General features: G+C 68.2%; 17 protein-coding genes. 5 read left to right on the top strand and 12 right to left on the bottom strand.

Annotated features, from left to right (window positions below; all coding sequences use genetic code 11):
- Positions 1-54: 54 nt before the first annotated feature.
- From RS83_RS06095 to RS83_RS06105, 3 genes are read right to left on the bottom strand one after another with little or no spacing between them, the layout of a single operon-like run.
- A complete protein-coding gene (locus RS83_RS06095) occupies positions 55-1,320 on the bottom strand; it encodes an NAD(P)/FAD-dependent oxidoreductase (RefSeq protein ID WP_045278627.1) in 1,266 nt (421 codons plus the stop codon).
- Complete coding sequence (locus RS83_RS06100; protein WP_045278628.1) at positions 1,313-2,869, bottom strand: cryptochrome/photolyase family protein; 1,557 nt, start codon at positions 2,867-2,869, stop codon at positions 1,313-1,315. The genes RS83_RS06095 and RS83_RS06100 overlap by 8 nt, the downstream gene beginning before the upstream one ends.
- A gap of 44 nt (positions 2,870-2,913) precedes the next feature.
- Positions 2,914-3,741 (bottom strand): SDR family NAD(P)-dependent oxidoreductase, encoded by an 828-nt coding sequence (locus tag RS83_RS06105; protein WP_045278629.1) that lies wholly within the window; start codon positions 3,739-3,741, stop codon positions 2,914-2,916.
- A gap of 224 nt (positions 3,742-3,965) precedes the next feature.
- Here RS83_RS06105 and RS83_RS06110 point away from each other — a divergent pair, with 224 nt between their 5' ends.
- The 5 genes from RS83_RS06110 (at position 3,966) to RS83_RS06130 (ending at position 14,568) form a co-directional block, all read left to right on the top strand.
- Positions 3,966-5,516, top strand: a complete 1,551-nt coding sequence (locus RS83_RS06110) for a SpaH/EbpB family LPXTG-anchored major pilin (RefSeq protein ID WP_082071549.1) — start codon at positions 3,966-3,968, stop codon at positions 5,514-5,516.
- 80 nt (positions 5,517-5,596) lie between these two features.
- A complete protein-coding gene (locus RS83_RS06115; protein WP_082071550.1) occupies positions 5,597-6,583 on the top strand; it encodes a class C sortase in 987 nt (328 codons plus the stop codon).
- Positions 6,584-6,684: 101 nt separating this feature from the next.
- Complete coding sequence (locus RS83_RS06120; protein ID WP_052678906.1) at positions 6,685-10,098, top strand: DUF7507 domain-containing protein; 3,414 nt, start codon at positions 6,685-6,687, stop codon at positions 10,096-10,098.
- A 143-nt stretch (positions 10,099-10,241) separates the two neighbouring features.
- Positions 10,242-11,966: a sigma-70 family RNA polymerase sigma factor gene (locus tag RS83_RS06125; protein WP_045278631.1), complete on the top strand. Its 1,725-nt coding sequence runs from the start codon at positions 10,242-10,244 to the stop codon at positions 11,964-11,966.
- A gap of 199 nt (positions 11,967-12,165) precedes the next feature.
- Positions 12,166-14,568 carry a DUF11 domain-containing protein gene (locus RS83_RS06130; RefSeq protein WP_156153130.1) on the top strand — a complete coding sequence of 801 codons (2,403 nt, stop codon included), beginning with the start codon at positions 12,166-12,168 and terminating at the stop codon, positions 14,566-14,568.
- Between the two features lie 93 nt (positions 14,569-14,661).
- Here RS83_RS06130 and RS83_RS06135 read toward each other — a convergent pair whose 3' ends face one another.
- From RS83_RS06135 to RS83_RS06180, 9 genes are all read right to left on the bottom strand, one after another.
- Positions 14,662-14,949 carry a hypothetical protein gene (locus tag RS83_RS06135; RefSeq protein ID WP_156153131.1) on the bottom strand — a complete coding sequence of 96 codons (288 nt, stop codon included), beginning with the start codon at positions 14,947-14,949 and terminating at the stop codon, positions 14,662-14,664.
- Positions 14,950-14,991: 42 nt separating this feature from the next.
- On the bottom strand, positions 14,992-15,522 hold the full coding sequence (locus tag RS83_RS06140) for a hypothetical protein (RefSeq protein WP_156153132.1): 531 nt from the start codon (positions 15,520-15,522) through the stop codon (positions 14,992-14,994).
- Positions 15,523-16,111: 589 nt separating this feature from the next.
- Positions 16,112-16,768, bottom strand: a complete 657-nt coding sequence (locus RS83_RS18710) for a hypothetical protein (protein WP_156153133.1) — start codon at positions 16,766-16,768, stop codon at positions 16,112-16,114.
- A gap of 534 nt (positions 16,769-17,302) precedes the next feature.
- On the bottom strand, positions 17,303-18,256 hold the full coding sequence (locus RS83_RS06155; protein WP_045278637.1) for a sugar kinase: 954 nt from the start codon (positions 18,254-18,256) through the stop codon (positions 17,303-17,305).
- Complete coding sequence (locus RS83_RS06160) at positions 18,253-18,897, bottom strand: bifunctional 4-hydroxy-2-oxoglutarate aldolase/2-dehydro-3-deoxy-phosphogluconate aldolase (RefSeq protein WP_045278638.1); 645 nt, start codon at positions 18,895-18,897, stop codon at positions 18,253-18,255. The genes RS83_RS06155 and RS83_RS06160 overlap by 4 nt, the downstream gene beginning before the upstream one ends.
- Entirely contained in the window at positions 18,887-20,113 is a 1,227-nt protein-coding gene (gene manD / locus RS83_RS06165; RefSeq protein ID WP_045278639.1) for a D-mannonate dehydratase ManD, read from the bottom strand. Before manD ends, RS83_RS06160 begins: the two co-directional genes overlap by 11 nt.
- A 79-nt stretch (positions 20,114-20,192) precedes the next feature.
- Positions 20,193-21,587: an MFS transporter gene (locus RS83_RS06170; RefSeq protein WP_045278640.1), complete on the bottom strand. Its 1,395-nt coding sequence runs from the start codon at positions 21,585-21,587 to the stop codon at positions 20,193-20,195.
- Positions 21,588-21,626: 39 nt separating this feature from the next.
- Positions 21,627-22,631, bottom strand: coding sequence for an L-idonate 5-dehydrogenase (locus tag RS83_RS06175; RefSeq protein WP_045278641.1), 1,005 nt, complete (start codon positions 22,629-22,631; stop codon positions 21,627-21,629).
- Positions 22,628-24,106 (bottom strand): mannitol dehydrogenase family protein, encoded by a 1,479-nt coding sequence (locus RS83_RS06180; RefSeq protein ID WP_045278642.1) that lies wholly within the window; start codon positions 24,104-24,106, stop codon positions 22,628-22,630. The genes RS83_RS06175 and RS83_RS06180 overlap by 4 nt, the downstream gene beginning before the upstream one ends.
- Between the last annotated feature and the right edge of the window lie 63 nt (positions 24,107-24,169).

Here is a 24,169-nt window from a genome sequence, read left to right on the forward strand (position 1 = left end):
CCTACGAGGCCCGGCCGGCGATCGCCGCCGACCTCGGCCGCGAGATGGAGGTCGTCACCCGACCGTGCTTTTCGGTGACCCCGCGTCCGTCAGAACGGCCCGGGCGGTGCGCTCGCCGGACGCCAGCGCGCCCTGGATCGAGGCGGTGTCTCGATGGTCGCCGGCGACGTACAGACGGTCGCCGAAGCGCGGCGATCGCGGTGCGCTCAGCGGTGCCCGCTGGGCGGGGAGTGCGTCGACGATGTCGTCGCGCCGGATCGTTTCCCACGCGGTGACGTCGACATCCCAGATCTCGCTCAGATGGTGGCGGACGTCGCTCTCGTCGGCGGGAGTGCTGCCGTTCGGCAGGAGGCAGGTCGCGGCGATGAGGTGACGCCCGGCCGGAGCGTACGAGGGCACGGTGTGCGTCATCACGACGGTGTTCACCACCGGTCCGCGACCGCGTCCGTCGACCGTGAGCAACGCGGATGCGGTCGGGGGCGAGGCGGCGGCGAACCACCAGGTCTGCAACCCGTTCGTCGATGGTCGAGGCAACCCGGTGAGATCGGCGACAGCATCGGGACCCACCGCGACGACCACCCGAGCGGCGCGCATGGAGTCGCCGCCGGCAACCTCCACCTCGACACCGTCGCCGATCGTCGAGACGCGCTCGACCCTGGCCTCGAGACGGATGTCGGCGCCGGCCCCTCGAGCATTCGCGGCGAGCTGCGCCGGCACCGCGGCGATCCCCTGTGCGGGCAGGCCGGGTCGGCCGAGCGCGAAGTACCGGACGAGCCGTTGCGCGAACGCGTTCGAGGTCTCGCCGTGCCGCTCCGCCAGCACTCCGGCGAGGAACGGCTCGAGCACGGCGGTGCGGAGGGGGCCACGCAGCCCTGCGGCATCCCAGCCCTCGCGCAGCGACACATCGTTCTGGGCGAGACGCGAGATCGGTTGCAGCAACGCCGGCGCGGCCCAGCGCGCCAGCGCGACGGCATCCGCTCCGGTCACCAGGCCGCTGCGCAGCGAGGCGATGATCGAGAACGGATGCCGGATCGGATGCCGCAACTCGGCCATCCCGGTCTCGGTGCGCACCCGCACACCGACCGGGAAGCTCCCCAGCGCGAGGGAATCGAGATCGAGGGCTCGGCGGAGCGCCGGGTAGGCCGGATTGAGCACCTGGAAGCCGCGATCCAGCCGGAACCCGTTGACGATGTCGGTGCGCTGGCGTCCGCCGACGGCATCCGCCGCTTCGAGCACGACGACATCGAGTCCCTGTGCGGCCAGCAGTCCGGCGCAGCGGAGGCCCGAGAGCCCGGCACCGATCACGATCACGTCATGCATCCGTCACCACTTCCCCTCGGCGGATCGCCGCCGCGCGCAGGCTGATCTCCGCGCGTTCGTCGTCGTCGATCCGATCGATGTTGCGCACCTGCAGCACCATGCGCGGGTTCGCCGCGAGAGCCGTCCGGTGACGCATCAGAAAGTCCCAGTAGAGCGTGGTGATCGGGCAGGCATCCGCCCCGACACGCTGCTTCGGGTCGAACCGACAGGTGCGACAGTGCGGGCTCATGCGTGAGATATAGGCACCGGATGCCGCATAGGGCTTGCTGCCCATCAGCCCACCGTCGGCGAACTGGCTCATCCCCAGGGTGTTGGGCAGCTCCACCCACTCGACCGCGTCGACGTAGACCGCGAGGTACCAGGCGTGCACTTCCGTCGGTTCGACGCCGAGCAGCAGGGCGTAGAGGCCCGTCACCATCAGCCGCTGGATGTGGTGCGCGTAGCCGTTCTCCAGCGTGGTGCTGATCGCGTCGGCCATGCATGCCATCGAGGTCTCGCCCGTCCAGTACCAGTCCGGCAGCGGTTCGTGGGCGTCCAGGGCGTTGCGAGCGGCGTACCCCGGCATCTGCGTCCAGTAGACCCCGCGGACGTACTCGCGCCACCCGAGGATCTGCCGGATGAAGCCCTCGACGGATGCCAGCGGTGCATGCCCGTCGCGGTAGGCGGCCTCGGCCGCGGTGACGACCTCACGCGGGTGGAGGAGCTTCAGATTCATGGCGGCAGACAGGTGGGCGTGCCAGAGCCAGGGTTCGCCGGGCCACATTGCGTCCTGCGCGTCGCCGAACCACGGCAGGCGCTCGTCGATGAACAGCGCGAGCGATTCGAGGGCCTGCGAGCGGGTCACGGGCCACGCGAACGTGTCGAGCCGACCGGGATGGTCGGCGAAGCGTTCGGTGACGAGCGCGAGCACGTCGCGGGTCATCGCATCCGGTTCGAAGACGGCTCTCGGCGGCACCATTCCCGGCCCCTGCGCGGGAAACGGCTTGCGATTGGCGGCGTCGAAGTTCCACGCACCGCCTTCGGGCTTCCCGTCCGGCGTCATCAGGATCCCGAATCGCTGGCGTTGCTCTCGGTAGAAGTACTCCATCCGCAGCGTGCTGCGCTCGTTCATGTGCGCTGCGAAGTCGCGCACTGTGCAGAAGAAGTGGCGATCCTCGCGGATCTCGAGAGGGATACCGGCATCCGCAGCCACCTGACGCACGGACTCCAGCACCCGCCAGTCCCCGGGGGCGGTCATCAGCAGCGATGCGGGAGCAAGTCGCGCGATGTCTGCGGTGAGCTGGTCGGCGAGCGTGCCGCGGTTCTCCGGATCATCGAGTGCCGTGTAGTGGACCGTCCGGCCGGCACCGCGCATCTCGGCCGCGCAATGGCGCATGGCCGACAGGAACAGCGCGGTCCGCGGCCTGCTGCTCCACACGTGCGTGGATTCTTCGGCGACCTCGGCCATCCACACCGCATCGAGACGCGGATCGAACCCGTCGAACCCACTGGCGTCGGGGTCGAGTTGGTCCCCGAGCACGACCACCAGCGTGCGCAGGGTCGGCTCCATGGCACCAGCGTACGTCGGGGTTCCGGGAAGCGGGCGCGATGCCCTCACCCCGCCGCGATCCACCCCCGGGTGACGCCGAGCACGCGGCTGCCGTCGGTGTCGGCCAGCGAGGCGCTGACGAACGCGGTCGCCCCGTCGGAGGTCTGCCACCGGAAGCGGTACTCGTCGGACAGCACTGCTGCGGCGATGGCGGTGCCCGCCGACTCCGACGTCTGCGCGTTCGCGAACGCTCCCGCCGTGCGGGCGATGTACGCGTCGAGCAGAGCGCTGTACGGGCCGCCGTCATCCGGTCGCTCGGCGTTGCTCACGAAGTCGCTCGCGACCGCGGCCGGTTCGATCACGCTGACGCGGATGCCGAACTGCTCCGCCACGGGCGCCAACGACTGCATGAATCCCTCGACGGCGAACTTCGCACCGCAGTAGGTGTCGGCGAAGGGCTGTCCGACCGCGCCGCCGACACTCGTGATCGTGAAGATCCGTCCGTTGCCGCGCTCACGCATGCCGGGCAGCACCAGCTTGGTGAGGTTGACCGGGGCGAGGTAGTTGACCTCGAGCTGATCGCGGACGAGCTCCATGCTCGCCTGCTCGGCCGTGGCGACTCCGCCGCGACCGGCGTTGTTCAGCAGCACGTCGATCCCGCCGAGCTCGGCCTCGATCTCGGCGACCAGCGTGGCGGCCGCCGCGTGGTCGACCACGTCGAGGGCTCGCACGTCGACCTCCACCCCGGCAGCCGACGCCGCGGCTCGGAGCCGGTCGGCCTTGCCCACATCGCGCATCGTGGCGACGACGTGGAGTCCGTGCCGTGCCAGTTCGATGGCGGCGTGCAGGCCCATGCCCGAGGAGGTTCCGGTGATCAATGCGACTTCAGTCATGAGGGCACAGTACGCCGCTTCCTGATGTCGCCACCGAGAGGATGTCGCCGCACGGCCCGGCCGGACGAGGTCGCGACTCGCGACTGGGGAGGACGCCCGTCACAGCAGTGCCGAACGTGCGGAAAAAGAATCTCGACAACTCGCGTCACGATTTCCCTCGACGTGGGTCCGGAATGGCGAAGAGGTCACTGCTGGCGAAAACCCGCGGTGCGCCATAGGGGGCCATGTGGCCATACAGGGAGGGAGACGTTCAGGTGGCTGAACGCAACACGACACAGAGAATGCTGTCCATCATCGGGGTGACGGCACTCGGCCTGGGCGCAGTGATGAGCGCAGGCACAGCCGCATACGCGGCTCCGCAGGACTACGGCAACATCGACTTCGATCGCACCGGTTCGCTCACGGTGCACAAGTACCTGCACCAGGACGGCGATGTCGAGGGCGACATCAGTCAGGCCCCGGCTGCCGGTGAATTCACCGATCCGGTCGCGGGCGTCGTCTTCACCGCGTACCCGCTGCTCGAGACCGGTACGCCGATCGACCTGAGTGTTCCCGAGAACTGGAACGACCTCAGCGGCCTCGCCGCCGGCGCCGGATGCACGGCACCTGCCGGATACACGCTCGGAGCGCCGATTCAGCTTCCCGCGACCGACGCGCAGGGCGCCGCGAGCATCGAGCTCGCGATCGGCGTCTACCAGGTGTGCGAGACCGCCGCTCCGGCGATCATCGTCGATCGGGCGACTCCGTTCATCCTCACCGTCCCGATGCCGCACGAGAGCGGGTGGGTGTACGACGTGCACGCCTACCCCAAGAACGGTGAGGGCGCTATCGAGAAGACGGTCGACCCGCAGCAGGACACCGGACTCGGAGCGGTGGTCCGCTTCCCCGTGACGGTGCCGGTGCCCACCATGCAGCAGCAGTGGACGGGCTTCGCGATCCGCGACACGCTGGACGACCGGCTCGAGCCGATCGCACCGGCTGATGTCGAGGTCACCGCGGGCGGCACGGTGCTCGACCCGTCGTTCTACGAGGTCACGGTCGTCGGCCAGCAGGTCACGATGAACTTCACCGCCGCCGGCCTCGCCTGGTTGAACGAGGGCCCGAACGCCCACGTCGGCACCCCGATCCAGGTCGTGTTCGCGGGAACCGTCGTCGCGGTCGGCGATGGCACGATCTCGAACCAGGCCGAGCTCTGGCCGAACAACCCGGGCTTCGACCCGGACGGGCAGCCTCCGCTGCCCTCCAACGAGGTGAACACCTACTGGGGAAACCTCGAGGTGCAGAAGCGCAGCGCAGGGACCACCGGCTCTGAGGGGCGCCTGAACGGCGCGACCTTCGAGGTGTACAACGCCGCAGACCCGTACGCAGACGACTGCACGGCTGCCGTCGCTGCCGGCGACCCCGTCGTCGTCGACGGCAAGACCGAGTTCACCTCGGCCGGCACCGGAGTCATCTCCATCGCCGGACTGTTCGTGAGCGACAGCGTCAACCCTGCCATCGACGCCACCAAGCGCTGCTACGTGCTCAAGGAGATCGCCGCACCGTCCGGGTACGTGCTGCCCGCTGACCCGTTCACCTCGGTGGCGGTCCAGGTCGGTGCGACCACGACCTCCGACAACGTCGAGATCGTGAACACCCAGCAGGAGGTGCCGCCGCTGCCCCTGACCGGTGCGAACGGTCAGCTCATCCTGATCACCGCTGGTGCGGGCGCGCTCATCGTGGCGGTCGGACTGCTGCTGATGAAGCACCGCCGTCGCGTGGCCGCCGGCGAGTAACGACGAGAGGTTCCGGGCTGAGGGGCGCTGCGCCTCGGCCCGGAATACCTCCGTATCAGCACACCAGGGGAGAGAGCGGCATGCAGACACGTGATGCGCCTGAGACGGCGGCACCGGCCGTGGGCACGGCACTGCGCGGCGACCGTCGCGCGGCGGCAGCAGCGCGACGGTGGAAGCCTGGCGGGCTGACCATCGTCATCGCCGTCCTCGCCCTCGGTGGGCTCGGTGCCGGTCTCTACCCGATGACGGCGGCGTGGATCACGTCGTACAACCAATCGCGGGTGCTGGTCGGCTACGAGTCGGCGATCGCCGATGTCGAGCCCAGCGCCGATGACCAGCTGCGGCAGGCTCGGGAGTACAACGATGCCCTGAGTGCCGGTGTCGTGCTGGGTGAGAATGCGAACATCCCGGTCGGTGACGGCACGCTCTCGGACGACTCGCTGGACTACACGAAGATCCTCAGCGCGAACGGGGCCGGCCTGATGGCCAGGGTGAAGATCCCGCGCATCGATGTGGATCTTCCGGTCTATCACGGCACCAGCGATGCCGTCCTGAATCGTGGCGCCGGCCACCTCGAAGGATCCCATCTGCCCGTCGGCGGGATCGGGACGCGCTCGGTGATCACCGCGCATCGCGGTCTCGCCAACGCGACGATGTTCACCGACCTCGACCGGGTCGAGGTCGGCGACACCATCACCGTGGAGACCTTCGGACGGGTGCTGACCTATCGGGTCAGGGAGACGAAGGTGATCGAGCCCGACGAGACCGACACCTTGCGCGCCGAGCCGGGGGCTGACCTGGTGACGTTGATCACCTGCACGCCGCTGGGGATCAACACGCACCGCATCGTCGTCACGGGAGAGCGGATCACGCCCACACCGGAGGCTGACCTCACGGCGGCGGGACAGGAGCCGGTGATCCCCGGCTTCCCCTGGTGGGCGGTGCTGGGCGGCGGAGGGACTCTCCTCGTCGCGGCATACGTGTTCCGGCAGGGCTTCGCCGATGCACGGATGCGGATGCCGGCGCAGCACACCGGCACACAGGACACCACGAAGACGACGTCATGACGACACACACCACAGGGGGAGAGATGCGGGAGAACAACACATTCGGACCGCGGCGTTCGCGCCGAGGGCCGGGAGGATGGATGCGAAGAGCCGGAGCGGTCTTGGCCACTCTGGCGGTCGTCGGAAGTCTGGGCATCGTCTACGGCGATGCCGCGCAGGCAGCGACGGTGTACGAGATCGAAGGGCAGTGGCAGAACCCGGTGCCCACCGAGGTGTCATCCGGAGACGCGCTCGTCTCGGAGTGGCGGTTCAACATCAACGACGATTCGGCCGCGCCCACCAACGAACCGGTCGACAACGTCACGGTCACGTTCACCGCGAAGAACGCGAAGTTCACCGCGGTCCCATCCGTCTGCCTGGTCTCGGGCGTCGATCCGATCTCGTCGATCTCGGCCGACGGCCACACACTCGTCTGCAACCTGGGTACGCGCGACCAGGGGACGGCGGAGCTGATGCTGGCCGGCCTCGAGGTCGACGGCTCCACCGGCTCCGGGGTGACGATCTCGGGATCCATCGGCGGTGTGCAGGCGGTGCTCCCTGAGATCCCGATCATGAACACGTTCGCGATGGATATGAAGTTCGACGGCGGTCGTCCTTCGAACTCGAACGCGGGCGCTCGTCAGGAGCTCTCCTTCCCGTGGTCGCTGCGTCACGCGCCGGGCTCGGCGGCAGGCCCGAACAGCGTCACCTACGACCTCACGTTCTCGTCGGCAGCGGGTAACACGATCACCGCGATGGCGCCGGGCTGCGTGGCCCAGAACACCACCCAGGCGGGGCATCCGCATTCGGGAGCCGGCCATCCGGCGGCCGAGACGGCGCCGTTCCCGGCGACCTGCACGCTCACCGCGAACGGCACCAACCGGATGCGTCTCACTCTGACGGGCATCGACTACTCGAAGACCCTGAACCCGAGCCTCGACTCCGGCGGCAGCGCTCTTCCGGTCGAATGGGACGTGGTCGCTGCCGGCCTGATCAAGGTGCAGTTCACCTACACCGACGCCACCGTCACCTCGTTCCAGGCGACGACGACGCCCTACACGTCGCAGGCGGGAACGACGTCGGTCGATGACACCGCGAACAACTCCAACAGCGTCTCCTCGACGCGAGGGATCTGGACGGGCGGATGGAGCCTGAACACCCTCAACCCTCCCGCCAAGGGGTCGATCTGGACGGACACGTTCCGCACGCTCGCCGGACAGCCCGCCATGTCCGTGTCCGGTATCCGCCTCCCGTTGGCCGGGGCGACGCAGAGCACGCAGGTGTGCACGATCGTCGACTCCCGCTACGTCGACGTCACGGATGCCGGCATGGGAACGGTGTCGGGTGGCCAGGTCACCACCTATCCGGGCGTGCAGTACATGTACTACACGGGCACCGGAACCTCGAACAACCTGAACCCCGCGCACGCCAACTACAACCCGAACACCTTCACGTGCAACGGGACGGGGTGGACGAGCACTCGCCCCACCGACATGAGCACGGTGCGCGCGGTCAAGGCGATCATCACCCCGGCCGTGGGCCTCACCATTCCCGAAGCGGTGGCGCGGCTGTACGTGAAGTCCGTGGTCAAGCCGACCGTGGCTGTCGGACAGGACATCTGGACCTGGACCTCCTACACCCTCGACGGCGGAACGACCTGGGCAAACCCGAACCGTGAACTGACACCGGCCAATGCCCCCGTCTCCGGTGTCCTGACGCCGGGGTCGCGGTATCCCTTCACCGGCGGTGGTCGCGACGTGCTGCGCATCATCGCTGCGACCCCGCAGATCCACAAGACGGTCGATCAGCAGGAGTCGATTCCCGGGGCCACCCTGAATTACACGCTCACCTATCGCGCGGAGGCACCGGCGAACGCCACCATCGGTCAGATGGTCGTGCGCGATCTGCTGCCGGCGGGCCTGGAGTACGTCGTGGGCAGTGCCTCGACAGCGCCGACGTCGATCACGGGTCAGAACATCGAGTGGGCTCTGACCAACGTGCCGACGAACACGGAGTTCATCATCACGTTCAGCGCGCGCATCCCCGCTGATGCGAAGCCGGGAGACGTGTTCGCGAACAAGGCGACGGCTTCGACCGGGGGTGTCGTGGTCGATTCGAGCGTCTCGACGAAGATCCGAGACGGCGGATACACGATGCTCACCAAGACCGCGGCTCAGGCGAAGGTCCCCCACCAGAACGGCGTCGCGCAGGATTCCTGGACCGTGCGCATCTCCTCCAAGGACACCCGCACGCAGTCGTTCACCGACGCCGTCGACATCCTCCCGTACAACGGCGACGGACGCGGCACCGACTTCACCGGCGACTACGTGCTCAGCGCACCGGTGCAGGCGGTCGCTGGAGCCACGGTGTACTACACGACCGCCGACCCCGCGACCCTCGTCGACGATCCCGCTGACGCGTCGAACGGCGCGGCCGGCACCGTCACGGGGAACACGGTCGGATGGTCCACGACGTACGCCGCGAACGCCACGGCTGTGCGCGTGATCGGACCCGCCCTCGCCCCCTCGGCGATGCAGGAGTTCACGATCGCCGTCGTCACGAGCGGCGCGACGTTCGAGGATGTCTACGTCAACCGGGCCGAGGCGCGATCCGACCGTACGAAGCTCGTCATGCGCACCTCGAGCCGCTTCGAGATCGGCGCGGTGAACTCCGTCGCGCTGAAGAAGTACGTGCAGGACGCGGACGGGGAGTGGCATGACGCGAACGACGTCGACGACTACCCCCGGTTCCACACCGGTTCGACGCTCACGTACCGTCTGGTGGTCACCAACACCGGTGACCAGCCGCTGCGCGACCTCGTGATCACGGATGACCGCGTCGATCTGGCCGCCCTCGATCCGCTGCCAGCCGGCCTCGTCGCGGGAGCGGTGCTCCCCGAGCTGCTGCCGGGCGAGGCGAACGCGGTGACCATCGAGTACCAGGTGCCCCTCGCCGAGCGACCGGACGGCGGCTACCTCGTCAACACCGCCTGCGTCGCGCCCGCGGATGCACCGGCACCGGCGCCGGGTGAGCCTGCCCCGGTCGAGGAGTCGTGCGATCCAGCCGGCATCGAGGTGCTGCCCTCGAGCCTGTCGTGGGAGAAGATCAGCGTCGAGAACGGTACGCGGCTCGCGGGGTCGGAGTGGGAGCTCACCCCCGTCGCCGCGAACGATCAGCCCGCCGGAGCATCCGTCGCGGTCGTCGACTGCGTCGCGGCCGACGCGTCCGGGTGCACCGGACCGGACGTCGACCCTGAAGCGGGTCTGATCCGGGTGGCACCGCTGGAGGACGGACGTTACCGTCTGGTGGAGACCCGCGCTCCTGCCGGGTTCCAGCTCGACCCGACACCGCGATTCGTCGATGTGCAGGGCGTGACGGCCCTGTCGGAGGCGATCGAGAACGAGCTCTCCGACGTGCCATCGATCCCGCTCACCGGCGGGGTGGGAAGCTTCAGCTTCTGGATCGGCTCCGCAGCGCTGGTCGCGCTGATGAGCGTGGGTCTGCTGTGGCAGCGGCGCCGGAGAGGCATCGTCTGATACCGGTATCAAGAACGTGCCACCCGCCGCGCGCGGCGGGTGGCACTTCCGGCATCGGGCCTCGCAAGACTCCAATATGCTCGATGAGAAGTCGCTCTCGGAGAGCGGGTCAACCTGGTCGCCGACGAGAAGGAGAGCCGACGATGAGTGCTGGGGAGACGCGCGACTCCCTCTCTGATCAGGAGCTCGTGCAGCGCGTCCGCGACCAGGATCGCGACGCCTATGCGGAGTTGTGGCGGCGTCATGCCGGCCCTGCCTACTCGGTGGCGCGGACCTTCGACTCCCTCGAGGCTGACGACATCGTCTCGGAGGCGTTCGCCCGCGTCCTGCGCTCGATCAAGGCGGGCGGCGGACCCACGAGCGGATTCCGCCCGTACCTGATCATGGCCGTCCGCAACGTCGGGCGGCGATGGTACGTCCGCGAGACCTCCATCGCCGTGGATGATTTCGGGTACGTGGCCGACCCGAGTGCTCCGGAGGGCGAGCTGTCGGCGGTGGAGAGTTTCGAGGGCGGGGCCGCGCTGGAGGCGTTCCGTGCGCTCCCTGCCCGCTGGCAGGAGGTGCTCTGGTACAGCGAGGTCGACGGCATGAAGCCGCGCGACATCAGCGTGCTGCTGGGAGTGGCGCCCAATGCCGTGTCCGCGTTGATCGTGCGCGCCAAGCGGGGACTGCGTGACGGGTGGATCAGTGCGCAGCTCTCCGGTGCGAAGACACCCGAGTGCCGCGAAGCCCTGAAGAACATGGGAACGCATACGCGCGATGGGCTGTCGGGGCGTGCGCGTGCCACGCTCGAGTCGCATCTCTCCTCCTGTCCGACCTGTCCGCAGGCGCTCGAGGAAGCGCGGAACCTCTCGAACCTGACCATGTCGGTGCTCCCCGTCGTCGCGGGCGTCTCCGGCGCGGCCGGCTACCTCTCGACTCTGGGTCCGCCTCCGCTCTCGGCGGCTTCGGCCGCAGGCCTCGATGCCCTGGTCTCCGAGGCCGTTCCCGGCACGGCCCCTGCGGCACGGCGTCGTCGGCGCATCCTCCTCCTCGTGCTCCTGCTGCTCCTGCTGCTCGCCCTGGCGGCTCTGGGAGCGTATGCCGCGCTCACCTCGCACCCCGACACGGCGACGGATGCCGGAACGCAGCAGCCGAACGCGCAGTCTCCGCCGTCGTCATCGCCACCGGACGCCACTGCGCCGGCATCCCCAAGCCCTGATGAGACCCTGCCGCCGAGCACGTCTCCGCAGATCTCCTCTCGTCCGCTGCTGCCTGGCGCGGGTCCGGATGCGGGTGACTCCGGCGGCACGGCAGCTGTTCGTCCGAACCCGTCCGGCCCGGGAGAGAGCCCGTCGACTCCGATGGCGCCCGGGGCCGCGGTGGCGCAGTTCGACGCACGGATGTACCCGAGGATCTCGGGCGATGACGCAGTGCCGCGTGCCGTGATCGAGATCCTCGACAGTGGAGGCGACGTGATCGCGAGCACGACGGCGCGCGCGGACGGAACCTGGACCGCACACCTGACGACCGCCGAGGCGGGCACGTACTCCGTGACCGTGCGACAGGTCGTTTCGGGGAGGACCTCGCCCGCGGTCGGACCCCTGACCTTCACGGTGTCGTCACCGCCGCCGGCGGCGACGCCGGTGTCAGGGGCGACGGTCGATGCGGCGCGATTCCGTTTCGCCTTCACGGCGGAGGCGGGAACCGTCCTCCAGCGTCAGATCGTCGGGGTGACGCCCGTCCACACCATCCGGGTCCCGAGCAGTGGGGCCTGGAATGAGTACCTCTCTGTGGAGCCCGGGGAGCACTCGATGCGCCTCCGCTACGCCAACCCGGCGACCGGCGACTACGGGCCGTGGACGACGTGGAGCTTCACCGCCCGATGAACGACAGCACAGCACTCGTGAACGACAGCACAGCATTCCATGACGCGGATCGCCGATTCGCCGGTTCCGGAGGGGGAGGTCGACCGTGGTGATCGCCCACGCGCGAAGAAGAGGTGCGCATGATTCGCGCGGCTCCCGTCGGCGCCCGGTTGCGGCCGCCGGCGCTGTCGCGGCTCTCGTCGTTGGTCTTCTGGCGGCGGTGAGCACGGTGGGAGCTCCGGTCCCTGCCGCTGCGGCTCCCGGCGACGCGTTCGATCCGGCAGCGCCGGTGGTGTTCATCGCGCAGAACAGCCCCTCGCAACTGCAGCGTGCGCAGACGATCGGGGACGGGTCCTTCGTGTTCAGCGACGAAGGCGGGGCTGCGCCGGTCGGCTACAACGCGATCGGCTTCAATGAGGCCGACGACTTCATCTACGCCATGGTGTCGGGCAATGCGACCCCCGGGCTTCCGCTCGGCTCGCTGGTCCGTGTCGGCGAGGGGGGAACGGTCACGCGCGTGGGCACTTCGGTGTACACGCACCCCGCGACCGGGTCCACCCGGTTCTTCTCCGGGGCGTTCAATCCCGCCGACGGCCTCTATTACATCTCCGATTCCGGCCCCAACACCACGGTGCATGCGATCGATGTCGCCACCGGAGACGTGGTCGACACGATCGACCTCGGCGTGCAGCCGGGCGTGCAGGACTTCGCGTTCGCGGACGGGTTCGCCTGGGGTGCGAACAACGCCGGTGACCTGCGCCGCATCGATGTGCAGGCCGGGAGCGTCACCGTCTTCCCCGGAGTGATGCCGCCCACGACCGGCGGCTATGGCGGAGTGTGGAACTTCGGAAACGGGAACCTGGGCTTCTCAGCGAACGCGACCGGCGACGTCGTCCAGCTCGAGATCACCGATGGCGCCGCAGCAGTCCCCGGCTTCACGATCGTCTCGACCGTTCCCGGCCCCGGGTCCGACTTCAACGACGGCACGGCCATTCCGGGGCGTCCCGTCGACCTCGACATCGACAAGACCACTCCAGCGACGCATGAGCCTGGCGCACGCGTCAGCTACGGGATCATGGTGACGAACAACGGGACCGGCGCCTCGAGCGGCTGGACCGTCACCGACACCCTCCCCGCCGGCCTCAGCAACCCCGCCGTGGTCGGAGACTTCACCGTCGAGCTGAGCGGGAGCACCCTGACCGTGAGCGGTGGGCGTCTGGCCCCCGGCGAGTCCGCCACCTTCCAGATCGAAGCGGATTCCGGCGCGCCCGTCGATACCTGCCTGTCGAACACCGCGACGGTGCTCGGCAACGAAGACGATCCCGTCACGGGGAACGACTCGGCGACGGCCGTCACCTGCGTCGTCGCCGTCCCGGTCGCGTCCTTCTCCCTCAAGAAGTCCGTCGAGCCGGAGATGGCCGCCCCCGGTGACGTCGTCACCTACGACATCGCGGTCGCGAACACCGGAGAAATCGCCTACACCGACGACGACCCGGCGTCGTTCATCGATGACCTCTCGGGTGTGCTCGACGACGCGGTGTACAACGACGATGTCTCCGCCGGCGGGGCGATCGACGGTGACCTGCTGACATGGTCGGGCCCGCTCGAGGTGGGGGAGACGCTCCAGGTGACCTACTCCGTGACGGTCGACGATCCGGTCGGCGGCGACTTCTCGCTGCGGAACACGGTCGCCCCCGCGGCCACGGGCGGAGTGTGCGTCGATGGTGGTTGCGGCACCGACACCGCCGTCTCGGCGTACTCGGTCGAGAAGCGGGCCGATGTGCAGAGCGTGGTGGGCGGAGGCGTGGTCACGTACCAGGTGACGGTGACCAACACCGGACGGAGCGCGTACACCGCGGAGGCCCCGGCATCCTTCGTCGATGACCTCTCCGGCGTGCTCGATGACGCGACCTACAATGGTGACGCCACCGCAGGGGCCGTCGTGATCGGTGACGAGCTGTCGTGGAGCGGAGCGCTCGGCGTCGGCGAGTCCGTCACCGTGACGTACTCGGTGACCGTCGATCGGCCGGAGAACGGCGACCGGATGCTGCGCAACACTGTGGCCGCCGATGGACCGGGCGGCGCCTGTGCGGATCCGGCGGCGTGTCTCGTCGAGACGCCGGTGGCGGACTTCCAGGTGCGCAAACAGGTGTCCGCCGAGCGCGCGTCCGTCGGCGACACCGTGCACTTCACGGTCACGGTGACCAACACCGGTGCGGTGCCGTTCACGAGCGACGTCCCGGCGTCGTTCACCGACGATCTGACCGACGCACTCCGCTTCGGCACCTACGACGGCTTCGCCAGCGGCGGCGCCACCTACGACGAGCCCGTCCTGTCGTGGTCCGGCGCGCTGGGCGTGGGCGAGACGGCGACAGTGAGCTACTCGGTGACCCTGAACCGTGTCGGAGAGTTCCGCAACGTCGTGACGACTCCGAGTGGATCGGGCGGCAACTGCGTGCTCGGTTCGACCGACGAGGACTGCGGCACCGTGACGACGGTGTCTCCGCCAGGCCTCGCCGTGACCGGCGGCCCCCTGTGGATGGGCGGCGGGCTCTGTGGAGCGCTGCTCATGGGGGCGGGGCTGTGGCTCGCCGTCCGTCGACGCGTGGGGCAGAAGGAGTAGCGGCTCGGCGGATCACTTCGGCCGTCGGTGGCAGCGGGTTCGGATGCCGGTGACGTGCCGCAGCATCGTCGAGACGCTACTCCGCGGTGCCGGTCAGCTCACAGTGAAGCGGTGCTCTTCGACGCTATTGAACGTCAGACCGAACCAGAACAGGAGCAGCGGCAGCAGGTTGTACAGGGTGAGGGCTGCAGCGATGCCCCACAGCCAGATCTGTTTGCGCCGGGATTTCCTCAGACGGGTGAGCCGTGACGCGAGAGCAACAAGCAACGGGGCGCCGATGAAGAGCCACGCGGAGGCGATGACGAGCAGGAGCCACAGTGCGAAGAACCAGTCGGCTGCCTGTTGCAGGTACCTTCGCCTCGCAGTCTGTTCGTGTCTCATCATCGCCCTCCGCGAAATCTCATCGTCTGGGTCGGTTTCAGCCTAGCCACCGACCTGCCACGTCGACCGGACGCCGCCCTTGGTGTATGCGTTATGCAGGCCGACGGTGAAATTGGCGGGGATCGGTGTGGCCAGTGCAAGGTTGAACGTCTCAACTGAGTCCGCCTTCGACGATGCTCCCGGCTTCGGGCACTTTCGGTCGGATACGGTCGCGCCAACGGCATAAGAGCCTGGCTTGCCGCAAGTGTGTTCCCCCGTCAGGCCCCGGTAAGTGCCAACCCAGGCATAGGAGCCATCCCAGTACGTAGTACCGGCGTGGACTTCCTTGACGGTGCCCGCCCAGTAGCTGTGGGTCCACGTTGCGCCCTGCACGGCGCCCGCTGCGGCTTTCGCGACGAACGAAGAAGTCTCAGCGCGGTTCATGCCGAGCTCGTCGGCGGCCTTCGTGGCCTGATCGGTCCCGAGCGTGAACCGCTGTTCAGTCACGATCTCAATCCCGTCGCACAACCCTGCTTGGGATGCGGCGCTCGGGTCACACCCTTCCAACGCCACATCCTCGGTGGTCGTCGTCACTGATTGGTACCGCGTCGTAGAAGCGTCCTGCATGGCCGCGGCGCTTGCTGGGAGGGGGAACGCGAGAGCAGCGAGAAGTGCGACAGCCGCCCCCGCGGCTACGCGAGTGGTCCGGCGGTCGGTTTCATTCAACATTCGAGAGTCTCCAGTCTGTGCAAGCGGTACTTGCAAGCGACTTACAATACGCACAGATGGGCTAGTTAATACCTCATATGACTACAGAGAATGAGACAAGAAGTGAGTATCGTTGACGGTTCGGTTGAGCCCAACGCGACGCACGATGATCGCAGAGCTGGCGGTCGCGGCGCTCCGAAACGCCGTCGTGCTGCGAGAGCCCGTCGGGACGACGTTGCCCTCGCATCGAGGGTCTCAGTGTCTGTCGCGGAAGTTCGTCGATCAGCTCCGCCAAGCAGGCTTACCGGATCGATGAGACTCGTCGGCGGCTGTTCCGAGAACTTCCGTCCCGGCCGCCCCGTCGGCTTCGGCAGCATCCCCTCGATCAGAGACCACTGACCATCCGAAAGCAACTGAAACCGCGACACAGAATCAGGTTGTCAGCCGATGTCCCCAACCATTTGTCAGACGCGCCCTAACCGCACTGGAGCTTGTAATCGCCGGAGCTCAGTTCGGCTTCTGCAGCGATGACATCTTTTGCCCCGGAGGCTTTGAAGTACGAGACGACGCGGAACGTGTGCTGCCCGGTCCCGTTGCACGCGTACAGGACGCTCTTCTGCTCCATGTTCCACGTGCCAAAACTTTCGACGGCCTTAGTCACGGGAACCCACAGCCATCCGTTGTGCATGAACACGACTGATCTGATGTACGTCTTCTTAACCGCGCCCCAGCAGCTTGTGATGGAGGGCTTGGCGCCCACACCGCCGGACGGTAGCCCCTTCGCGGAAGATCGTTTCCACAAGTTTCCTACCGCGAAGTGGCAGTTTCCTACCACCGTCGCTCGCGCTGTCGCCCCCGGCGTCGATTCAGAAGTGCTGACATCCGTGCCCGATCCGAGCGCATCCATCTCCGCATCCGTCATCACCACAGCGTCAGCCGGGAGGGGTGTTCCATCCGGGTAGATGAGGTACTCATCAGGTACGTCCACCGAACTTGTCGCCGTGAGCGGCGGAAGGTCGAGCTCATCGCTTCCCGCTGAGGCCGCATAGGCCGGGCTACCAGCTGCCACGGTTCCGAGGAACAGTGACCCAGCGATAAGAAGACCGATCCCGCGATAGTGAAGGTGCCTCATCGCGAATTACCTCATTCTGATCAATGGCAGCGTGCTTCACGATGGCCAATGCCAATCGAATCGAGCTACGCACTCTCAGTCCTACTGAGAGTAGAGATCCATGTTCAGGCCTGTTGCCCGATACGGAACCGTGACTGGTGTCAGCAAGACGGACAGGCCACTGTCCGCTGCGTACTTCTCCTGAAACTCGTACGCGTCATCTTCGACGTCGAACACTCCGAGGAAACCAGGAGCATCCTCCAAGTACACGATCCACACCATCATGAAGGGAACGTAGCAGTTCCGGCCCAGTGATGAGAACTTGGCTGCGCTGCGGAGGGATCCGCGTGCAGCAGACCCGTCACATCACCCTCGGGCTGCACCGACGAAAGTGGGTAACACTGCCCCGGGAGGGGGCCCGCACCGCCAGAGTCGACCTAAGTTGACATAGGTACTGCTATCAGTACCGCAGCGCCCGTCGCATCTCGAACACGTTCACCGAGCGAAGACCGTCGTGCGGCATCCGCGCCGCGCCTCGCCTGCACCCCCAACCCCTCAGCGCCGAACCGGGTCCGAATCGCCGTCGAGAAAGCGAGCGAGGTCGCGCAGCGTTGGCGCGGCCTCCCAGTCGCCGGGGGTGAGGCAGGCCATGGCGCCGCAGGCGTTCGCGCGGCGCAGGGTCGTGTCGACATCGAGTCCTTCGAGCAGCGCGCTCAGGTAGCCGGCGACGAACGCGTCTCCGGCGCCGACCGTATCGATCGCGTCGATCACGAATCCGGATGACTCGACGACCGCATCGCCCGCGAACACCGTCGCACCGGCCGGGCCCTGCTTCAGAACGGTGGTCGCGCATCCGGCGTCCCGCAGCAGCGCAGCCGCCTCGGCGGACGACGCCTCCGGGTACAGGATGCCGAACTCGTCCGCACCGCCGAACACGATGTCGGCGAGTTCCGCGATCTCGCGCAGCACGGGGCCGGCGACGGTCGCAGCTGCCAGCGCCGAGCGGTAGTTGATGTCGAAGCTCACCCGCACCCCGGCGGATCGAGCGCGAGCGACCGCAGCGAGCACCGCGGAACGGGCCGTCGACGACAGCAGCGGCGTGATGCCGGTGACGTGCAGCAGCGAAGCATCCTCGATCCACCCATCGGGCAGATCCGCATCGGCGATGCGAGAGCCGGCCGACCCGGCCCGGTAGTAGTGCACGGCGGTGGATGCGGCGGACGGCCGCTCCTTCACCATCAGGCCGGTCGGAGCATCCGTATCGACCACGGTGCGGACGTCGACACCCTCGGCGCGGATCTCGCGCGCCACCCGCTCGCCGAGCGAGTCGTCGCCGACCCGGCCCAGCCACGACACAGCGACGCCGAGGCGGGCCAGCCCGATCGCGACGTTCGTCTCGGCGCCGCCGATGCCGAGGGCCATGCCGTGGGCGTGCCGCAATGAGCCGATCTCGGTCGTGCGCACGAGCGCCATGGTCTCGCCGAACGTGACGACGGATGCAGCGGTCACCGCGCGCAGACCTCGACGAAGGCCTGGGCGCGGTCACGCAGCGCCACCAGGTCGCCGCCAGCGAACGCGTCGCCGAGCAGCGGCCCGCCAACGCTCACGGCGACAGCGCCCGCGGCGAGCCATGCGGCTGCTCCGTCGAGATCGACACCGCCGGACGGCACCGCGACGAGGTCGGGGAACGGCCCCCGCAGATCCTTCAGATACGCGGGGCCGACCTGCCCAGCGGGGAAGATCTTCACGGCGGATGCTCCGGCCGACCACGACGCGAACAGCTCGGTCGGGGTGAGGCCTCCGGGGACGATCGGCACACCGGCATCCGTCGCCTGCTGCACGAACTCGGCGGAGGTGATCGGGGTCACGAGGTAGTGCGCCCCGGCATCCACCGCCCGCGACAGCTGATCGGACGACGTCACCGTGCCGATCCCGAGATCGGCCGCGCCACCGAACTGGGCGAGCAGTCGAGGGAAGTGGTCGAACGTGCCTGGTGTGGTGAGCGTCAGCTCGACGCTGCGGATGCCGGCATCGATCAGCACATCGAGCACGGCGTCGTAGTCCTCGGCACGCTGCGCCCTGGCGACGACGATGAGCCGCGAGTCGACGCTGCGCGATGGCAGCGCGACCCGGGCGACCTCACCAGTCATGAACAGTGCCGTCGAGCAGGCGGTTCACGGGCAGGTACGCCTTCGTGTAGTCGTACCCGGCTGCTGCATCCTCATCGAGCTCGACACCCAGACCCGGGTTCTCGCCGGGGTGCAGGAAGCCCTTGTCGAAGGTGAACGAGGTCTGGAACACCTCGAGCGTCTGCTCGTTGTGCGGCATGTACTCCTGGATGCCGAAGTTGTGGATCGCGAGGTCGAGGTGCAGGGCTGCGGCCATGCCGACCGGCGAGATGTCGGTCGGACCGTGGATGCCGGACTTGATGCCGTAGATCGCGGCGAAGTCGAGCAGCTTCTTCATGGCCGTGATGCCACCGGTGTGGGTGACCGCCGAGCGGACGTAGTCGATCAGGCGCTCGGTGATGAGGGTCTGGTAGTCGTACACCGAGTTGAAGACCTCGCCGATCGCGAGCGGCGTCGTGGAGTGCTGGCGCACGAGGCGCAGCGCGGTCTGGTCCTCGCCGGGGGTGCAGTCCTCGAGCCAGAACAGGTCGTAGGGCTCGATGTCCTTCGCGAAGCGCGCGGCTTCGATCGGCGTCATCCGGTGGTGGCCGTCGTGCAGGATGCGCAGGTCGGTGCCGAAGTCCTCGCGGATCTGCGAGAAGATCCCCGGCATGTGGTTCAGGTAGTTGCGGGTGTCCCACCGCTCCTCGCTCGGACGGTCGCCTGAGCGCTTGGCGGGCTCGTAGTCGTAGCGCACCCCGGGGCCGGCGTTCGAGACGCCGTAGATCTGGCCGAGGCCGGGAACACCGGTCTGCACGCGCACCGCGGTGTAGCCGAGCTCCTCGTAGCCGGTGATCGCGTTCTTGAGGGCGGCGTAGTCGGTGCCGGAGGCGTGCGCGTAGACGCGGACGCCCTCGCGGCTGGCCCCGCCGAGCAGCTGGTACAGCGGCATGCCGGCCTTCTTGGCCTTGATGTCCCACAGCGCCATGTCGACGGCGGCGATCGCGGCCATCGTGACCGGGCCGCGGCGCCAGTACGGTCCGCGGTAGAGGTACTGCCAGGTGTCTTCGATCCGGTCCTCGTCGCGACCGATGAGCATCGATGCGACGTGATCGGCGAGGTAGGAGGCGACCGCGAGCTCGCGGCCGTTCAGGGTGGCGTCGCCGAGCCCGGTGATGCCGTCGGAGGTCGTGATCTTCAGCGTCACGAAGTTGCGGCCGGGGCTGGTGATGTTGACGTCGACGAGCTCGATGGTCATGGCAGGGGTTCCTCAGCAGTGGGGGTGGTGCGGGGTGCGGCCGTTCGGGTCGGCCGCACCCCGAGTGGGGGTGGTTCGATCAGATCGCGTCGCGCGGATCCGTCAGATCGCGTCCGGCGACCTCCGGCATCCAGATCGACGCGATGAGCGCGCTCAGCGTGAAGATGAAGAGCATGATGATGATCGGGATGAACGAGCCGGTCACGGCCGACACCCACGCGGCGGCGATGACGGGGCCCGCACCGGTCGCGATGATGGCGGCGATCTCGCGTGCCATCGCCGTGAACGTGTAGCGGTTGCGGGCGCCGAACAGCTCGGGCAGCGTGAGGTTCTCGAGCGATGCGAAGCTCATCACCGCGAGGTTGTGCAGCACGACGTAGCCGATGAAGACCTGCAGCGTGACGCCGCTGCTGATCATGAGCATCGTCGGGATGATGATGATGAGCGCGATGACCGCCCAGATCATGTACATGCGCTTGCGGCCGAACCGGTCACCGAGCCAGCCCGAGAGCGGAACGGTGATGAACGCGACGAGCGACGAGACGATCACGGCGTTGACGCCGATCGAGCGGTCGAGCAGCAGCACGACGGTGATGTAGCTGATCAGGTACGTCTGGATCATGCCGGAGTTGCCGGCCTGGCCGAACCGCAGCAGCAGGGCGATCGAGAACGCCTTCCAGGGCTTGCGGTTCATGGCCTCGAGCGTGCGCACGTCGCCGGTCTCGGTGGCGAGCTGGATCGTCTCCTCGCGGGAGAGCGCCTTGCCGTCGACGACATCCTCGCGCTCCTCGAAGACCGGGGTCTCCTTGAGGTTGAAGCGCACCCAGATCGCGAAGAGCATGATGATCGCGCTGCCGATGAAGGGGATGCGCCATGCCCAGTCGATGACCTCCTGCTCGCTGTACGCGACGAGGAGGATCGCCCAGATGCCGGAGGCGAGCAGGGTTCCGCAGTTGGTGCCGAGTGCGACGAGCGAGGCGATGATGCCGCGGCGCTTCGCCGGTGCGTACTCGGCGAGCATGACGCCGGCGCCCGAGATCTCAGCGCCCGCGCCGAAGCCCTGCGCGATGCGCAGCAGCACGAGCAGGATCGGCGCGAGGACGCCGACCTGGTTGTACGTCGGCAGGAAGCCGATGAGGGTGGTCGCGAGCCCCATCAGGAGGATCGTGTAGAACAGCACCTTCGTGCGGCCGGTCCGGTCGCCGAGGCGGGCGAAGAAGAACGCGCCGACCGGGCGGGCGACGTAGCCGACGCCGTAGGTGGCCATCGCGGCGACGACCGCCACTGCGGGGTTCTCGGAGGAGAAGAACAGGTCGGCGAACACGAGCGCGGCTGCCAGCGAGTAGAGCTGGTAGTCCATGAACTCGAGGGCGGTGCCGAGCCAGCCGGAGACGGCGGCGCGGACGAGGTCTTTGACCGACCTCTTCGCGGTGGGGTCGTCGACGGACGGTGCCGTCGTCTGGGGTTCGGACATGGAAGGTACTCCTTTGGACCAGGAACAGGGGGGGTATCGCTAGAGGGAGAGCAGGACCTTGGCTGAAGCGGACGAGTCGCGAGCGAGCGCGAACGCCTGCACGGCGTCGGATGCCGGGATGACGTGCGAGACGACGGAGTCGAGCGCATCCGACTCGGCCAGCATGCTGACCGCGTCGTCGATCTCGGTGGAGAAGCGGAAGGCGCCGCGGATCGTGAGCTCCTTCGCGAGCATGGGCGCGAGGTTCACCCCGATCTCGGCGTTCGGCAGCATGCCGACCTGCACGATCGTGCCGGCTCGACGCGCGGCGCGGACGGACTGCGTGAGGGAGACCCCGACGCCGGAGCACTCGAACACGACGTCGAACGATTCGTCGTCGATCGTGTCGGTGCCGACGAGGAACGCCTCGGTGGCACCGAGCGACCGGGCGCGGTCGAGGGGCTCGGGGCGCAGGTCGCTCGCGCCGACGACCTCGGCTCCGGCGTGCACGGCAGCGGCGACGACGAGCAGGCCGATGGGGCCGGATCCGATCACGAGCGCGCGCTTGCCGGTGATGTCGCCCGCGAGGCTCACGGCGTGGATCGCGACCGCGAGCGGCTCGGCGAGCGCTGCACGTTCGAGCGGCAGCGACGCTGGCAGCACGCGGATCATCTGCTCCTCGACCACCAGGTATTCGGATGCTCCGCCCTGACGGTGCGGGTTCGCCGCGGCGCTGCCGAAGTAGTCGCCGCCGGGGCGCAGGTGCGGGCGGTCCTCGAGGCCGGGGATGCTGGGGCCGTAGCGGGCGGGGTGCACGGTCACCGGGGTGCCCGGCGCCAGGCGGCCGGAGGGGTCGAGGTCGACCACGCCGGACAGCTCGTGTCCGGGGGTCAACGGTTCACGGATCGTGTACTCGCCGTTCGCGCCGTGGAAGTAGTAGTGCAGGTCGGATCCGCAGATGCCGACGTAGTTCACCCGAAGGCGCACCTCGCCGTCACCGGGCGTCGGGACCTCGCGGTCCTCCCAGCGGATGTCTTCCTTGCCGTGGATGGCGAGAGCCTTCATGGCTGCATCTCCTTCGTGGTGGTCTGGGATGCCGAGAGGGCATCGGCGATCGCTGCGTCGACGCTGCGACGGCGGATCGTGTCGATGAGCTCCCCGACGCGATCGATGAACGAGTCCTGTGCTGCGAGTTCATCACCGAACAGCTGCTGCTCGGCGATCACACGCTCGGCGAGCTCACGGCCGTCGCGCGCGGTCGCGGCGAGGGCCTGGAGGCGGTCGCGCGCGGCATCCGTCATCGCTGCCGCATGCGCTCCGGGGTCGAAGCCGGGCAGCGGGGCGATGCACGAGAGGTACCCGGCGACGGTCAGGGCGATCAGGTGCGGCATCTCGCCGGCGCGGAGGGCGAGCATCGCCGGCTCCGGGATGCGCTGGCGCAACTTGACCGAACCGTCGGTGCCGACCTGGCTGGTGCGGTGGCCGAGTGCGCTGTTGCCCCAGCGTTCGAAGAGCTCGCGCTCGTAGGCGCGGATGTCGACGCCCGACGGCACCTCGATCGAGGGCTCGTATTCGCCGCGCAGGACCGCGAGTGCGGCATCCGCGATCTCGCCGAGACCGATGGCCTCGGGGATCGTGCCGACACCGCGGAGCGCGCCGAGGTACGCGATCAGGGAGTGCGTGCCGTTGAGCAGGCGCACCTTCATCTGCTCGTAGCGGCCCACTTCATCGGTGAACACCGCGCCGCCGGCCTCCCAGGCGGGGCGCCCGCCGGCGAAGCTGTCTTCGATGGCCCACATCGTGAACGGTTCGGCCGGCACGGGGATCTCGTCGTGCGTCCCCAGGAGCGCGCTGACGCGGGCTCGCAGCTCGGGGGTGGTCGCCGGCACGATGCGGTCGACCATGCTCGAGGGGAACGTGACGGCGCGGTCGAGGAACGCGAGTGCGTCGGCGCCCTCGGCCTGCGGCAGCGCCTGCAGGAATTCGCGCACGAGCTTCTCGGTGTGCTTGCCGTTGGCGGCGAGGTTGTCGCAGCTGAGGATCGAGATCGGTTCGCCGCCGGCTGCCGCACGAGCCTGCAGGCCGCGGGCGAGCTGACCGATCGTCGAGCGGGGGTCGCTGCCGCCGAGGTCGGCGCGCACGGTGGCGTCGTCGAGGTCGAGCGCCTGCGACGAGGGGGAGTAGCTGTAGCCCTTCTCGGTGACCGTCAGGGTGACGATGCGGATGCCGGCGTCGGCGATCTGCGACACGACGCGGCCGGGCTCTTCGGCGCCGACGAAGGCGTCGGTGTGCACGCCGGGGATCATGAGCGAGGTGCTGTCGGGGGCGATGGTCGCGACCGTGTAGAGGTGGTCCTGCGCGTGCATCGCGTCGACGACCGTGCGCGAACGGGAGGCGACGCCGACGATGCCCCAGTCGCCGCCGGCGTGCTGGATCGCTGCTGCCGTGTAGACGGCCTGGTGCGCGCGGTGGAAGCTGCCGAGTCCGAGGTGCAGGATGCCCGCGCGGCTCGGTCGAGGGTGATCGGCGATGATCGTCATGTAAATGATGATGTATGAGTTGTACAAACTTGTCAACCCGTTTCACATCGGGATGCACGATCA

The sequence above is a fragment of the Microbacterium oxydans genome, from assembly GCF_000956525.1.
GTDB lineage: Bacteria > Actinomycetota > Actinomycetes > Actinomycetales > Microbacteriaceae > Microbacterium > Microbacterium oxydans_A.